Source organism: Streptomyces reniochalinae, from assembly GCF_003323735.1.
Taxonomy (GTDB): domain Bacteria; phylum Actinomycetota; class Actinomycetes; order Streptomycetales; family Streptomycetaceae; genus Streptomyces; species Streptomyces reniochalinae.
In genome coordinates, this window is record NZ_QOIM01000037.1 from 139,579 (window position 1) to 153,473 (window position 13,895).

General features: G+C 69.9%; 18 protein-coding genes. 8 read left to right on the forward strand and 10 right to left on the reverse strand.

The features are described 5' to 3' along the window. Positions 1 to 64: 64 nt before the first annotated feature. The 3 genes from DQ392_RS18450 to DQ392_RS18460 form a co-directional block, all read right to left on the reverse strand. The gene (locus tag DQ392_RS18450; RefSeq protein ID WP_114016730.1) at positions 65 to 1,000 is read right to left on the reverse strand and encodes an amidohydrolase family protein; all 936 of its coding nucleotides are present in this window, start codon (positions 998 to 1,000) and stop codon (positions 65 to 67) included. Between the two features lie 148 nt (positions 1,001 to 1,148). After that, positions 1,149 to 2,063 carry a CPBP family intramembrane glutamic endopeptidase gene (locus DQ392_RS18455; RefSeq protein ID WP_245981640.1) on the reverse strand — a complete coding sequence of 305 codons (915 nt, stop codon included), beginning with the start codon at positions 2,061 to 2,063 and terminating at the stop codon, positions 1,149 to 1,151. Positions 2,064 to 2,174: 111 nt separating this feature from the next. Then, positions 2,175 to 3,128 carry an alpha/beta hydrolase family protein gene (locus DQ392_RS18460; RefSeq protein ID WP_114016732.1) on the reverse strand — a complete coding sequence of 318 codons (954 nt, stop codon included), beginning with the start codon at positions 3,126 to 3,128 and terminating at the stop codon, positions 2,175 to 2,177. 66 nt (positions 3,129 to 3,194) lie between these two features. On the opposite strand from DQ392_RS18460, the gene DQ392_RS18465 reads away from it, so the two are divergent. Then, the gene (locus DQ392_RS18465) at positions 3,195 to 3,791 is read left to right on the forward strand and encodes a helix-turn-helix domain-containing protein (RefSeq protein ID WP_114016733.1); all 597 of its coding nucleotides are present in this window, start codon (positions 3,195 to 3,197) and stop codon (positions 3,789 to 3,791) included. 359 nt (positions 3,792 to 4,150) lie between these two features. Here DQ392_RS18465 and DQ392_RS18475 read toward each other — a convergent pair whose 3' ends face one another. After that, complete coding sequence (locus DQ392_RS18475) at positions 4,151 to 4,357, reverse strand: hypothetical protein (RefSeq protein ID WP_114016911.1); 207 nt, start codon at positions 4,355 to 4,357, stop codon at positions 4,151 to 4,153. Positions 4,358 to 4,503: 146 nt separating this feature from the next. Here DQ392_RS18475 and DQ392_RS18480 point away from each other — a divergent pair, with 146 nt between their 5' ends. Together DQ392_RS18480 and DQ392_RS18485 are read left to right on the forward strand one after the other, a co-directional pair. Next, positions 4,504 to 5,328 carry a helix-turn-helix domain-containing protein gene (locus DQ392_RS18480; RefSeq protein WP_114016735.1) on the forward strand — a complete coding sequence of 275 codons (825 nt, stop codon included), beginning with the start codon at positions 4,504 to 4,506 and terminating at the stop codon, positions 5,326 to 5,328. After that, positions 5,325 to 5,564, forward strand: a complete 240-nt coding sequence (locus DQ392_RS18485; RefSeq protein WP_114016736.1) for a DUF397 domain-containing protein — start codon at positions 5,325 to 5,327, stop codon at positions 5,562 to 5,564. The genes DQ392_RS18480 and DQ392_RS18485 overlap by 4 nt, the downstream gene beginning before the upstream one ends. A gap of 45 nt (positions 5,565 to 5,609) precedes the next feature. Here the strand turns inward: DQ392_RS18485 and arsC are convergent, their stop codons facing one another. Continuing rightward, a complete protein-coding gene (gene arsC / locus DQ392_RS18490; protein ID WP_114016737.1) occupies positions 5,610 to 5,972 on the reverse strand; it encodes an arsenate reductase (glutaredoxin) in 363 nt (120 codons plus the stop codon). Between the two features lie 43 nt (positions 5,973 to 6,015). Between arsC and DQ392_RS18495 the strand changes: the two genes are divergently transcribed. Continuing rightward, complete coding sequence (locus DQ392_RS18495) at positions 6,016 to 6,645, forward strand: cysteine hydrolase family protein (RefSeq protein ID WP_114016738.1); 630 nt, start codon at positions 6,016 to 6,018, stop codon at positions 6,643 to 6,645. A 37-nt stretch (positions 6,646 to 6,682) separates the two neighbouring features. Here the strand turns inward: DQ392_RS18495 and DQ392_RS18500 are convergent, their stop codons facing one another. From DQ392_RS18500 to htpX, 3 genes are all read right to left on the reverse strand, one after another. Next, positions 6,683 to 7,315: a hypothetical protein gene (locus DQ392_RS18500; protein WP_114016739.1), complete on the reverse strand. Its 633-nt coding sequence runs from the start codon at positions 7,313 to 7,315 to the stop codon at positions 6,683 to 6,685. 311 nt (positions 7,316 to 7,626) lie between these two features. Continuing rightward, positions 7,627 to 8,229 (reverse strand): PspA-associated protein PspAB, encoded by a 603-nt coding sequence (gene pspAB / locus DQ392_RS18505; protein WP_114016740.1) that lies wholly within the window; start codon positions 8,227 to 8,229, stop codon positions 7,627 to 7,629. A 4-nt stretch (positions 8,230 to 8,233) separates the two neighbouring features. Further along, a complete protein-coding gene (gene htpX / locus DQ392_RS18510; RefSeq protein WP_114016741.1) occupies positions 8,234 to 9,139 on the reverse strand; it encodes a zinc metalloprotease HtpX in 906 nt (301 codons plus the stop codon). 207 nt (positions 9,140 to 9,346) lie between these two features. Here htpX and DQ392_RS18515 point away from each other — a divergent pair, with 207 nt between their 5' ends. Next, the gene (locus DQ392_RS18515; RefSeq protein ID WP_114016742.1) at positions 9,347 to 10,228 is read left to right on the forward strand and encodes a Cof-type HAD-IIB family hydrolase; all 882 of its coding nucleotides are present in this window, start codon (positions 9,347 to 9,349) and stop codon (positions 10,226 to 10,228) included. 39 nt (positions 10,229 to 10,267) lie between these two features. On the opposite strand, the gene DQ392_RS18520 is transcribed toward DQ392_RS18515, so the two are convergent. Together DQ392_RS18520 and DQ392_RS18525 are read right to left on the reverse strand one after the other, a co-directional pair. Further along, positions 10,268 to 10,930 carry a DUF4232 domain-containing protein gene (locus DQ392_RS18520; RefSeq protein ID WP_114016743.1) on the reverse strand — a complete coding sequence of 221 codons (663 nt, stop codon included), beginning with the start codon at positions 10,928 to 10,930 and terminating at the stop codon, positions 10,268 to 10,270. Between the two features lie 753 nt (positions 10,931 to 11,683). Further along, positions 11,684 to 11,884 (reverse strand): hypothetical protein, encoded by a 201-nt coding sequence (locus DQ392_RS18525; RefSeq protein WP_114016912.1) that lies wholly within the window; start codon positions 11,882 to 11,884, stop codon positions 11,684 to 11,686. Positions 11,885 to 12,061: 177 nt separating this feature from the next. Here DQ392_RS18525 and DQ392_RS18530 point away from each other — a divergent pair, with 177 nt between their 5' ends. Genes DQ392_RS18530 through DQ392_RS18540 form a run of 3 tightly spaced genes read left to right on the forward strand, consistent with a single transcriptional unit; the run spans position 12,062 to position 13,671 of the window. Then, positions 12,062 to 12,316 (forward strand): hypothetical protein, encoded by a 255-nt coding sequence (locus DQ392_RS18530; protein WP_114016744.1) that lies wholly within the window; start codon positions 12,062 to 12,064, stop codon positions 12,314 to 12,316. After that, positions 12,288 to 12,803, forward strand: a complete 516-nt coding sequence (locus tag DQ392_RS18535) for a DUF6879 family protein (protein WP_114016745.1) — start codon at positions 12,288 to 12,290, stop codon at positions 12,801 to 12,803. Before DQ392_RS18530 ends, DQ392_RS18535 begins: the two co-directional genes overlap by 29 nt. 22 nt (positions 12,804 to 12,825) lie before the next feature. Next, positions 12,826 to 13,671: a helix-turn-helix domain-containing protein gene (locus tag DQ392_RS18540; RefSeq protein ID WP_114016746.1), complete on the forward strand. Its 846-nt coding sequence runs from the start codon at positions 12,826 to 12,828 to the stop codon at positions 13,669 to 13,671. The last annotated feature ends 224 nt before the right edge of the window (positions 13,672 to 13,895 follow it).

Below are 13,895 nucleotides of genomic sequence, written 5' to 3' on the forward strand. Positions count from 1 at the left end.
CCGCCTGCCTGAAACCGCGTTCCTGGAACCGCGTTCCTGAAGCCGCCCCCGCGCCCGGCCGCGGTCAGTGACGCAGGCCGAAGAGCCGGGCCGCGTTGTCGTGGCAGACCGCGCGGAGCCAGGCAGGTGGGAGCCCGGTGCGCTCCTCCAGGGCTTCGAGGGCGTGGGCGTACGCGTACGGGATGTTGGGGAAGTCGGTGCCCAGCAGGACGCGGTCGCCGAGGTCGGCGAGCCGGGACAGTTCCGCGCGGGGGAACGGGGCGGCGGCCTCGGCGAAGCCGGTGAAGACCATCGTCGTGTCCAGCAGGACGCCCGGATAGCGCTCCGCCAGGTCGAGGAAACCGGCGTACTCGGGCATGCCCAGGTGGGCGACGATCAGGCGGAGGCGGGGGTGCCGGGCCAGGACGGCGCCGATGGGCCCTGGGCCCGTGTGGGTGGCGGGCACCGGGCCCGAACCGCAGTGGGTGACCACGGGGACGCCGGCGTCGGCGAGTTGGCCCCACACCGGGTCCAGCAGCGGGTCGCGCGGGTCGTAGTCGCCGACCTGTACGTGGCTCTTGAAGACGCGGGCGCCCTGTTCGAGGGCGTGGCGCACGTCGCCGGCCGCGTCGGGTTCGGCGTGGAAGGTGGCGGTGTGCAGGCAGTCGGGTGTCCGGGCGGCGAAGTCGGCAGACCAGTCGTTGAGGGAGCGGGCCATGCCCGGCTTGCGGGGGTAGAGCATGGAGGTGAACGCGCGGACGCCGAATCCCCGCAGGAGCGCGAGGCGCCGGTCCTCGTCCTCCCGGTAGCCGATCGGCCAGGGGCGGCCGACGAGGGGCCCGGCGGCGTCGAAGTACGCCCACACCTTCGCGAGCAGGCGTTCGGGCATGAAGTGGGTGTGGACGTCGATCAGCGAGGTCACGCCGATGCGCGCGCGGAACGCCGCCACCCGCGCCCGCTCGGCCGGCTCCGCCGGTATGTCCGCCCCCGCGCCCGCGCTCGCGCCTGTGTCCGTGCCCATGCGGGTCACCCTAGTGATGCTGCTCGGCCGAGCCGATGGTCCGGTCGGCCGAGGACTCGTCGGCGGGGGCCGATACGGAGAGGAGCCCGGCGCACCGGTGTCCGAGGGGACCGGTGCGCCGGGCTCGCGGCGTGGTGCGGGAGGGGAGTCAGCGCGGGGCGGGGGCACCCGGCTCGGCGTACGCGGGAGCGGGAGCGGGAGCGGGGCCCGCAGAGGGGGCCGGTCCGGACGTCGAGCGGCTGACGGTCAGCAGGAACGCGGCGACGACGGCCATGAGGCCGACGACAAGGGCGAGCGTGACGGGGGTGTGGACGTCGAGCAGGATCATCGTCGTGTTCGCGGCGAAGTGGGTGACCATCGAGGCGACGACGCCAGCCCGCTCGTAGGCGTAGGCGGTCAGCATGGCCATGGGGACGACGCTGACGGCGAAGAGCATGCCGCTCGGGGTGGCGAGTCCGAGCTCGTTTTGGACGGTGCCGTCGATGAAGAACAGCGGCAGGTGCCACACGGACCAGACGACGCCGAGCAGGAGGCCCACCTGGAGACGGCCCATCGACGCGCGCATCCTCGGGTAGGCGGTGCCCCGCCAGCCCGGCTCCTCCGACAGCGGTCCCGAGACGATCATGCTGACGAGGAACGCGGCGGGGCCGCCCGCGTCCGCCATCACGTCCCGGGCGCCGTCCAGGCTCAGCGCCGGCCCGCCCGCCGCCTGCGCCAGCAGGGCGGCGCCCAGCACCGTCGCCGAGGTGGCGACGAGGAACAGCGGCAGCCAGGCCAGTGCCCTGCTCCGGAAGCGCACCGCGTGCTCGGGTACGGGCTCGCCGCGCCGACGGCGGCGTACGCGGACCACCAGAGCGGCGATCAGCGGTCCGAAGGCGCCGAAGAGGTAGGGCAGCGCGGTGGGCGGGGTCATCGCGGATCCGCCGAGGCCCATCGCCGCGCCCCACGACGCCCAGCTGAGGCCGAAGGCCAGCGCCACGAAGAGGCCCAGGTCGCCGCGGTGCCTGCCGGCGGGGGCCCCGGCGAGCGGGTTCGACGTCGGTGCCATCGATGACACAGCCATGACATGTTCTTCTCTGTGAGTGTGAGCGTGACGAGTTCTTCCGTGCGGTGCCGGGCGCGCTGCCCTCGGGGAGTCGTCGGACGCGCCGCCCTCAGGGCCGGTCCGCTGTCCTCAGGGCCGGTCCGCGCAGGCGTCGGCGGGCTCCTCGTGCCCTGCCGGGGCGTCCAGTCGGGGGGTGAGCCAGCCGGTGACGAGGGTGAGGAGATCGGGGTCGACCGGGCGGCTCAGCAGGCGGCCGTAGGAACGGACGGTGTGGCGGCCCGGGTCCCGGCGCAGGAGGTGGGTGAGGTCGGGCACGCGGTGGGTCTCGACGGCGCCGCCCGGGGCGACGCGGCGCATCTCGTCCAGGTCTCCGGGGTCGACCTGGACGTCCTTGGCACCGGTGACGGCCAGCACGGGAACCTCGATCGCGGCGAGGTCATCACGGGTGTCGTGGGCGAGGTTCTCGCGCATCCAGCGGGCGTTGAGCGGCATTCCGGCGATCCGGGCCACGTCAGTCCGCGTCCGGCGTATCCGGGCGAGGGCGCGCTCGCCCAATGCTCCCAGAGGGCGCCGGAGCAGGCGCACGGGTGCGGGCATGCCGCTCAGGAGCGAGCGGGCCTGCCAGCGCACGGCTTCCTCCCCGGTGCGGGCGTATCCGGCCAGGAGCACCGCGGCCCGCACCTCCCGGCGCGCGGCGAGGGCCATCGCGTGCAGCGCCCCTTCGCTGTGGCCGATGACGGCGACCGCGTCCGAGCGGACCGCGGGGTGGGCCGCCAGGGCGCGCGCGGCGGCGATGGCGTCGTCGCAGTTGTCGGTGAAGCCCCAGGCGCGCCAGTCGCCCGGGGTGGCGCCGGTGCCGCGCCGGTCGTAGCGCAGTGTGGCGATGCCCGCTGCCGCGAGCGCTTCGGCCACCGGCCCGCCGAGGTTCGTCTTCAGCTTCTTCGAGTTGCCTTCGCGGTCGAGGGGCCCCGAGCCGTGCAGCAGCAGGACGGCGGGGTGCGGTCCTGGCCCCGACGGCAGGGTCAGCGATCCCGCCAGGTCGGTCCCGTCGTTCGCGGTGACCGTCATCGCAGTGTCGGGCATGGCTCCGCCTCTCCTCGTTTCCGTTCTCAACTACGAGAACGTTATCAAACATGAGAGCATGGAGACATGGCAAACGCGAACGAGCTCCTGCACCCCGTGCGGATGCGCATCCTGCAAACCCTGCTCGGCGCCGACGAACTGACCACGGCGCAACTGCGCGACCGGCTGCCCGACGTGGCGTCGGCCACCATGTACCGGCACGTCGCGGCCCTCGCGCAGGCCGGCGTCATCGAGGTGGTCGGCGAGCGGCCCGTTCGCGGCACCGTCGAGCGCAGCTACCGGGTCCGCCAGGACCGGGCCCTCGTCGACCCCGACACGCGCGACGCCATGGGCACGGAAGACCACCGGCGGGCCTTCACCGTCTTCTCCGCGGCCGTGATGGGCGACTTCGAGCGGTACCTCTCGCACGAGGACGCCGAACCCGCGCGGGAGAACGTCCTCTACCGGCAGGGCGCCGTGTGGGTGACGGACGAGGAGTTCGCCTCACTCGTCGACGAGATCGAAGCGGCCGTCGCCCGCCGCACGCACACCACCCCGGGCGACGGGCGCACCCGCCACCTCCTCAGCCTCGTCTTCGTGCCCGACAAAGCCGCGGGGAACCCGGACGAGCCCGGAACCGACACGGCGAGCGGGCCGTCTCCGCGCCCGGGCGCGGAGACGTGAGGGACCGACCGGCATCCGCGATGCCGACTGATCGATGTCGACGGGCACGACGGCGCGGCGCGCGGGCTCGTCGGCATCTCCACGGGCCCGCAGGGCCGGACGGCCCGACGTGGATCGCGGAACGGCGGCACCTGGGCCCGGGCGCACACCCCGCCCCCGTCCCGGCTATTCCCGCCGATGCTCAGGGCACTCGCACGGGGGGAAGGCGCCCGGACTGAACCCGCCCGGCGGACCGAGCCACGGCCCCTTCTCCATCACGGTGACCGACCGAACGGGCGTACGCCGCCCGGTATCCGCCGCCACCCGGTAGACGCGGAGCGTCATCCGGTGCGTCTCCGGCCGGGGAGCCGTCTCGTCGCTCACGCCCGCTCCCTGATCCAGCGCGCCAGAGCGAAGACCGCGTCGGCGGACGCCCCTCCCAGCTCCACGTGCGGCCTCCCCATGACGGGGAAACCCCCGCTGAGGGAGGGCAACTTGCACCCTGCCATCGCCAGCGCCTCCGCCAGCTCATCGGCCGCCCTGCGCCCGATGGCCAGCGCACTCTCGGGACTCGACTGTGCATCCATGCCCATACGGTGACCCCTCCCGAGCCACACGGGAAGTAGTCACCCACTCACAGAGAGCAGTTGTGAGGTTTCCCCGACACGAACGGAACGAACCTGTCAATCTGGCACGTACCCAAGCGTTCACCCCTCGCCCCTCGGGACCGCACATGTCCGAATCCGACCTCTCTCCGGTCGAACCGTCCCCCCTGGTCGCCGGCTTCGGCAAACAGCTCCGCGCGCTCCGGGAGCACCGGCAGGTCTCCCGCGAGAGCGTCGGCAAGAGAGCCGGATTCTCGGCCTCCACCATCGGCGCCTTCGAACGCGGCGAACGCATCCCGGACCAGCGCAGCGCCTGCGCCCTCGACGCGGCCCTCAACGCCCACCAGGTCCTCGCCTGCGTGGGCGAGGACCTGGAGAAAGAGCAGTACCCGCGCAAGTTCGACCAGCTCTTTCGCTTGGAAGCCGAAGCCCTCAGCCTCAGCATCTACGACACGAACGTCGTCAACGGGCTCCTTCAAACTGAGGCGTACGCGCGTGCGCTATTCGAGACGCGCGTACCTCACCACGGCGAGGGCAAAGCGACGCAGCTGCTCGCTGAGCGGCTCGAACGCCAGAAGCTGCTCGCCCGTGTTCCGACGCCGACTCTCGTCTTCATCCTGGACGAAGCCGTCGTGCGCCGCCGCACAGGCAGCAGAGCGATCATGCAGGCCCAGCTCGAGTGGCTACTGGAGCTCGGTCAGCTCAAGCACATCCATATTCTCGTGCTCCCATTCGACTGCGAGGAACCAGTCGGGGCGATTGGCCCTCTGACGCTGTTGGAGACTCCCGAGCGGCGCACGCTGGGGTATGTCGAGGTCCAGGAACAGGGCACGCTGCTGTCGGACAAGGAAACAGTCAGCGCCTTGCGGCAGCGCTTTGACATGATCCAGGTGAACGCCCTGCGGCCTGCGGACTCCGCATGCCTCATCCGACGCCGTCTGGAGGAACTGTGAGCAGCGAACTCAGCTGGTTCAAGTCGAGCTACAGCAGCGGAGAAGGCGGCCAGTGCCTCGAAGTCGCCCTGTCCTGGCGTAAGTCCACACACAGCGACGGTGGAGGCGGCCAGTGCGTGGAGGTCGCCACCTGCCCGCACGTCATCCACGTACGCGACTCCAAGGCAGGGGCCACCGGCCCCACCCTCACCGTCACGCCGAAGGCGTGGAGCGCACTGCTCGACGGCGTGCGGTAGGCATCCCAGCCGCGGGCCCCTTCACAATCATCCCCTGTGAAGGGGTCACAGGATCTCGGAGGCGACGTCCGCCGGGCGGGCCAGGCGGGTGCCCTTCTCCGTGACGACGAAGGGCCGTTGGATGAGCGCAGGGTGCGCGGCCATCGCGGCGATCAGTTCGTCGTCGGTCACGTCGGGCCGGTCGAGTCCGAGTTCCCCGTACTCGGACTCCTTCGTGCGTACCGCATCCTGCACGGTGACCCCCGCGTCGGTGATCAGCGCGCGCAGCGTCCCCGCGTCGGGCGGGGTCTTGAGGTACTCGACGATCTCGGTTTCGTACCCGGCTTCCTCCAGCAGGGCCAGGACCGTGCGGGAGGTCCCGCAGCGGGTGTTGTGGTAAATCGTCGCGGTCTTCGCCTTGGGGGACATGGGGGTCATCGTAGGAGCCGGGGGCCGGGACACAATCGGCTGCATGAGGGATGAGTCGGATGAGTCGAGAAGGCCGGGGGCGGGGGTCGCCCCCGTCGACGCGCTGCTCGTCGTCGACATGCAGACGGCGTTCGTGACGGGCGCCGAGGCCGTGCCGGACGCGGCCCGCGTCCTGTCCGGCACGCGGCGGCTGCTGGCCGCCGCCCGCGCGGTGGGCGCGCCCGTCGTGCACGTGCAGAATGACGGCGAGGAGGGCGCCCCCGACGAGCCAGGAACGGCCGGCTGGGAGCTGTGCGTGCGGCCCGAGCCCGGTGAGCGCGTGGTCCGCAAGGAGGCGGACGACGGGTTCGAGGGGACCGGCCTGCGCGCCCACCTGGACGAGCAACGGGCGCGCTCGCTCGCCGTGTGCGGGGTGCTGTCGGAGATGTGCGTGAGCGCCACCGCGCGCACCGCGCTGCGGCTGGGCTACCGCGTCGTGCTGCCGCACGACGCGCACGGCACGTACGACGTGCCGGCGGCGCCGGACATCAGCGGGGTCGTCCCGGCGGCGATGGCGGCGCGGGCGGCGGAGTGGGCGCTGGGAGACGAGGTCGAGATCGTCCCGTTCGCGGCGGACGTCCGCTTCGCGGGCGGAACGGAACGGGGCCGAGGCAGCAGCCCTCCTCATGGCTGAGGGGCCCCGCGCGGGGCCCCTCAGCGGGTGAAACGTGTCAGCTGGTGGCGCGCCACTCCAGCGGCTTCTTGCTGTAGCCGCGGTTGATCTCGACGGCCTCCGCCTTCTGGCCCTCGGGGATGAGGAAGGCGGTGCAGATCTTCTCCGACTGGCCCGGGCTGAGCTTCTTGTCGCGGTCCATGGCCGGGCAGTTGGGCCACTTGGCCTCGCCCATGATGACGATGAGGGCGCGGGTGCGCTGGCCCTGGTCGGTCCGTACGACCAGGTCGTCGTCCATGTCGCCGAGCTCCATGGGCTTGCCGCTCTTGTGGTTGAGCGTCGACCACACGTAGACGGGGACCTTGGGCTCGTCCTTCTTGTCCTTCTCCAGACCGGAGTTGGCCATGTCGGCCTTGGTGCCGGTCTGCACCTTCGTCGGCGTGACCGTGAACGTGGCGCCCTTGGTCTCGTCGTCGTCGCTCTTCTGCGTCGGGCTGGTCTGGCCGAGCCGGTAGGAGGTCTTCTCCTTGGCGGAGCCAGAACCGCCGGAGGAGGACGACGAGGACGACGAGTGGTCCGAGTCGGAGCCGGACTTGTGGCCCTTCTTGCCTCCGCCGTCACACCCGGTCAGTGCCAGGGCGAGCACCAGCGCGCCTGCCGTGACCGGCACGGCGCGAGTCCACGTACGCATGTCTTCCTCACTTTCCCCGTGATCCCCGTTGGATCCCGTCGGACCTACCGGATGAGCGGTTGCCGCGCGCACGTCAAAAAGGGGACACAGCGGCCCGGCGACCGGAGCTCATCAGGGCCAAGATGTTGCCAGAGGCATGTCACAAGAGTGCGAGCAAGTGTCGCCAACGGCGTCACAGCCGCCACACCTGTCACATTCTTCGGAGGACCGGCGGACCGGCGGACCGGCGGGACAGCGGCCCTGTCACAGCCCCGGTACGCCCCACACAGGGGCCCCGTCACAGCCCCGGTACGCCCCGCACAGGGGCCCCGTCACAGCCCCGGCGCGCCCCACACCGGGAACCAGCGGCCCAGCTCCTCCTCGACCGGCAGGTCGTCGCCGAGCAACCCGCTCACCTGGAGCTCCAGCGCGTTGTCCCGCTTCTCCGCGCCACCGGGCGCGGGGGCGAACGGGTAGAAGGTGCCGCGCTTGTAGAGGTAGATCAGAGCGAGGGAACGGAGCGGGGCCGCTGCCTGATCGCTCTCTTCCCGGAAGCCGACGGTCGAACACAGCAGTTGCGGGCCGAACCCGCCCTCGGCCAGCAGCGTGTTCACCGCGTGCAGGTCGTTGACGAGGGCCGCGAGGTCGTCGGCCGGCTGGCGTGCGGTGAGCCAGGTGTAGCCGTAGGAGTCGCGGGAGAACTCGACGGGAACGCCGCCGCGCCCGGTGTCGGCGTCCAGCAGTTGCCGTACGTCGCTCTGCAAGCGCGTGAACGCGGCGCCTTCCACGCTGGCGAAGCACACCGCGCCGATCCCCGTCGGCGCGAACCCGGTCGCCGCCTTGAGCGTCAGCGCGGCGGAGGGCAGCGCGAAGAGCTGGTCGAGGTCCGGCCGCTTGGGCTTGCTGCGGCCCAGGAGCGCGTCGAGGAGGCCCACGGCGTCACCGTCCCAGCTGCGCCGAGATGCCGCGGAGCTGCTCCAGCCGCTTGTCCAGCGACGGGTGCGAGGAGAACAGCGTCGCGAGGCTCTCGCCGGAGAAGGCGGGCACGAAGAAGAAGGCGTTGTACGGCTCGGCCCTGCGCAGGTCGCGGGTGGGGATGCGCGCCATGTCACCGCTGATCTTGGTGAGGGCGGCGGCCAGCGTCGAGGGGCGCCCGGTGAGCAGGGCGCCGGCGCGGTCGGCCGACAGCTCGCGGTAGCGGGACAGCAGCCGGGTCAGCAGGAAGCTGACGATGTAGACGAGGGCGCTGACCAGCGGAACGACCAGCAGGAGCAGGCCCGCCGGATTGTTGTTGTTGCCGGCGCTGCGGCCGAGGTTGCTCCACAGGGCCACCCGGGTCATGATCCCGGCCAGCACACCGAGGAACGAGGCGATCGTCATGACGGCGACGTCACGGTGCGCGACGTGCGACAGCTCGTGCGACAGGACCCCCTCCAGTTCGTCGGCGTCCAGGCGGCGCATCAGCCCCGTGGTCGCGCACACCATCGCGTTCTGCTGGTTACGTCCCGTGGCGAACGCGTTGGGGACGTCACTGTCGGCGATGGCCACCCGTGGCTTGGGCATGTCGGCCAGCGCGCACAACCGGTCGACGGCACCGTGCAGCGCGGGCGCCTGCTGCGGGGTGACCTCGCGGGCCCCCATGCTGAACGCGGCGATCTTGTCGCTGAACCAGAACTGGGCGACGAAGAGCGCTCCCGCGATCACCAGCACGAGAGGCCAGGCGTTCCCCAGCGCGACCACCAGCACACCGACGAGGACGACGTAGAGCAGGCCGATGAAGAACATCGTGGTGACCATCCGGGTGGTCAGGCCACGGTCGGCGACATAGCGCGAGTGACGTGCCATGACGACCGCTCCTTCCCGAAGCGCGGGGCCCCTCGGAGCCGGGCCGGAAGCACAGCGCTGCACTCCCGGCGTGTGAGGGCCCTCTCTTCGATTGTGCTCCGGTGCTCCGCCACGCGCCCCCTCGTGCGCCTGGTGTGCTTCTCCGCACGTGCGGTGTGCTCTCATCTGGGCGTCGCTTCGCACGCATGTTCAGGCATATGCGCGAAGATGGTGCCTGTGACGCATCCGCCTGAACGCCCCGCACCGACAAGCCCGCGCGCCCCGTCCGAGGGGGCGCGCCCCGCCCCGCGCCTGATCGCCACCGACCTGGACGGCACCCTGCTGCGCAACGACAAGACCGTCTCGGACCGCACCGTCGCGGCACTCGCCGCCGCGGAGTCCGCCGGGATCGAGGTGTTCTTCGTCACCGGACGCCCCGCCCGGTGGATGGGCGTCGTCAGCGACCACGTCCACGGCCACGGGCTCGCCATCTGCGCCAACGGCGCCGCCGTCGTCGACCTGCACGCGGGCCGCCGCGTCGTCCGCGTACGGGAACTGACCCGCACCGACGCCGTCGCCGTCGTCGAAGCCCTGCGCACCGTCACCCCCGGCCTCAGCTTCGCCGTCGAACGCACCCGGGGCATCCACTACGAGCCGCACTACCCCCACTTCCCCGGGGACCCCGGCGCCTCCTACGCCCCCGTCGAGGAACTGCTCACCGACAGCGACGAGGGCCACTTCGCCGAGCCCGTCGTCAAGCTGCTCGCCCACCACCCCACGATGGACCCCGACGAGTTCCTCGCGCTCGGCAGCAAGGCCGCCGGCGCCCACGCCGAGTTCACCCGCTCCAGCCCCAGCGCCCTCCTGGAGATCTCCGGGCACGGCGTGAGCAAGGCCAGCACCCTCGCCCTCGCCTGCCAGGAGCGCGGCATCTCCCCCGAGCAGGTCGTCGCCTTCGGCGACATGCCCAACGACCTGGCCATGCTCAGCTGGGCCGGTACCTCCTACGCGATGGCCAACGCCCACCCCGACGTCCTCATGTGCACCACCCACACCACCTCCTCCAACGAGGACGACGGTGTCGCCAAGGTGATCGAAGACCTGCTCTGAGGAACCGGTACGAGGCCGCTGCGCCACGTCGTCACGTCCTCACTGCTTGCCGGTGCCGACGGGGTCGACCGTGACCTTCTGGTCGGCGCTCTCCTCGACCGGGAGGTTGATGCTGACCGGCAGGCTCTTGGAGTGCGTCTCGTTGGGCGGAGTGACGACCATGGTGCTCACGTCCACGCCGCTGCCGCCCGTGTTGTTCGGCGGGTAGTGCAGGGTGAAGCGGGTCTCGTCACCGGACTGGAGGTTGACGATGGGGGACTCCAGGTCGCTCCGCTTGGCGTTCAGCGGCCGCCCCGCGTCCTGGGACTTGAGGTCCACACCGGGGAAGCCCTTGAGCGAGCAGGCGTCACCGCCGGTGTTCTTCATCGTGACGACGATGTCGCCCTCACCCATGCCGTGCGAGGAGCGGAAGTCCAGGTTCGCCGTCTTGCAGGCGCCGGTGGTGATCTTCCCGCCGCCGCTGCCCGGGGCGTCGGTGGCGGCCGTGTCGTTGTCGGAGGACGAGGCGCTGCCCCCGGACGTGCCGCCGTCGCCGCCGCCGCTGTTGCCGCCGCTGCCGCCGGAGGTGCCGGACGAGGACGAGGACGAGGAGGAGTCGGCCACGTTGGCGCTCGCGTTGGAGTCCTCGTCCTGCTGGCAGGCGGTCATCGACAGGCCCGCGGCGAGGGCCAGGGCGGCGAGAGTGAGCTTCTTGGCGCGCATCGTTTCTTCCTTCGCAGTCGGTGCCGCCGCGCGGCACGAGTGAGCGTTACTGATCACTTGGATCCGCCCGCGCCGGAAAATGTTCACGGCCGACCGCCCGTCTTACACGCCTGTTACACGCGCCGCGGAACGAAACCCGGTGGCACCGGGCGCCGGGCCACCTGACAGTGCCCCGCACGGCTTCCCTGCTACGGACTGAGAACAGCGCCCCCGTGTTCGGCCGGCTCCGCGGCAGGCGTCAGCGCGCCGGCGCCGCGGGCGGCAACGCACGGACAGGACGACTCGTACCCCTCACGGCTGGGCTGTCCGTCAGCGGTCACGAGGGATGGCTTCCGCGCTGAGCTTGGCGCGCATCCTGGCCAGTAGGTCAGCCTTATCGCGCCCCTGCTTCCGCGTGGCAGCGTCGTCCTTGTCGGCAAGGCTCCCGCCCTTCGCGCTGCCCTTCGGCGGACGCTTCCGGCCCGGCTTCGTCATCACATGTTCCCTGTCGGCGCGCCCGCGATGATGAGCCCGCACAGCGCCGCTGAGGTGAACACGAACGCCGGCCACGCGATCCGGCCCGCAAGGCGTATCACCATCGGAGTGGCTCTCTCTTCCCGCCCGCGCACACGGGGCACGGGACCCTGAACGTGTTGCGGCACGTGGTGCAGCCGAAGAATCCACAGCAGTCGGAACACCAGATCTCCCGCCACCCGGCACAGCACCCGCAGTTCGACCGCACGGGCCCAGGGGGAGGTGCTTCCGGGGCGACGGTCACTGGTGCCCCTCCGGGTGCCTGCGGATGAACACGTTGCAGTCGCTGACCGTCGTCCCGTCTCCGCTGGCGCGCGCCCAGTCACGGACCTTCGCAAGTTCAGCGCAGCCCGCACAGCCTTCGACCGGCGCGGGCTCCGGCTGGTCGAGCCCCAAAGGAAGTTCAACCGGAGCACTCGGGTAGGTGTTCGGCTCGCTCACGTCCAACCCCCTGGTTCGCTTCTGCCTGATGAGCAGTCAACGACCGGTCACGCAGGGCGTTCCACTGGCTTGCACGGACTTGCACGCTGATTCGTCACAGGCGGTCTTGACTGTCCAGGCTGTAGCAGGAGGATGGCCGTGCAAGTTCAGGCAAACCGCACACGGAATGAGGCTGACATGGCGCTACGGTTCGTCGGGATAGACCCGGACACCGACCATGACCACTGCCCTACCGTCTGGGCCGACGAAGAGGCGGGAGAGTTGGTAATGCAGGGCTGGAAAGCCAGTCCTGCACTCCGAACGGCCTGTGAGTCGAACACTCCGGCCAACGGGCCGATCCCGGACAGCGAAGAAGTCATCAGGGTTCCGGCGCGCATGGTGCCGGTGATCCGGAAAGCGTGCGATGCAGTTGAGCGTTCCGCCGTTCAGTGAGCTACTGGCCGACACCCGCGGATCCGCCGTTCACCTTGAAATGCGGGATGACTACGGCACCAACCCCCGGCTGGAAGCGTGGCGACGCGGGGAACGCGTTGACTGGAAAAACCGTGAATCCTGGTGGCATCCCTTCCACCAGACCATTGCGGACGCTGTCGCACGAGGCGTGGTCATTCGGCGGGCACGCGTGGTGTCGGAGCCTGCCAGCGAATACATCCGATGGGAACACGACGCCACACAAGGCAACATCTCTGCTGGGGAACACGTCCGATGGCTTCCGAGGAGTCAGGCAACGGGATTCCTGGTGCCCGCTAACGACTTCTGGCTATTCGACGGCAACCTACTCCGTGTGCACCACTTCGCGGGGGACGGAAGTCACGTCGCAGATGAGATCAGCACAGACGCTGAGACGCTGAAACTCTGCGCTTCAGCATTCGAGACCATCTGGCAGCACGCCATCCCGCACAACGCATACACCATCTGAGTACGAACCGGACAGCCAATTTATGTCATCACCGTCGCCCAGAGCCCAAGAAGCCAGGGAGGCCGTAGCCAGTCGGTTGCGGGACATGAGGCGTGACGCAGGAATCACAGGGCGTGAGTTGGCTGCCCGGTGCCGGTGGAGTGAAAGCAAGTCATCTCGGATTGAGCATGCTAAGACCCCACCAAGCGATGCAGACATAAGAGCCTGGTGTGACGCTTGTGAGGTACCGGAACAAGCTGATGACTTGATTGCCGCCAATCGCCAAGCGGATTCAATGTACGTCCAATGGAAGCGACTGGAGCGAACAGGGCTGAAACGTCTACAGGAGTCGGGCGTACCTCTCTACGCACAGACGCGTCAATTCCATGTCTACTGTTCCAATGTCGTGCCCGGCTTCTTTCAAACCCCCGGCTACGCAAACGCTTTGCTGACTTCCATTGCACAGTTTCGCGGGACACCCGACGACGTGACCGACGCCGTGAAAGCGCGAATGGACCGCTCGCATGTCATCCGGGAAGGCGACCACCGGTTTGCCGTGTTGATCGAGGAGTCTGTATTGCGTTACCGGATTGGCAGCGCCGAAGTGATGGCCGCTCAGCTTGGCCACCTGCTATCCGTTATGGCGTTGCCGTCAGTCTCGTTGGGCATCCTTCCTTTTACGGCACCCCGGCAAGCGTGGCCATTGGAAACGTTCACCGTCTTTGATCGTCAACGCGTGCACGTGGAAACCTTGGCGGCAGCCATCAAGGAGACTCAGCCGAGTGACGTTGCGCTGTACCTTAAAGCGTTCGGCAACTTGAAGGACATTGCCGCCTTCGGTTCTGAGGCTCGCTCGCTCATCTCAGCGGCCATTGATGCGGCGGGCTGAAACGGCGAAAGTCCCGCCACCCAGCCAGGAGCATCTCTGGTCATGTGACAGGGGCTTTGTGGCCGTCGAATGGCATTCAGCACGCCTCAGGGGAGTCGGTGAAATCGAGTGCTGCGGCGGCGGTTCCGTTCGCTTCCCGCTGCCGGTCGGGGATCGTGGCCTCGCCGGTGAGGATGCTGAGACGGGGTGCGGAGACTCCGCGAAGGGGGTTGGTGCCTTCGGCC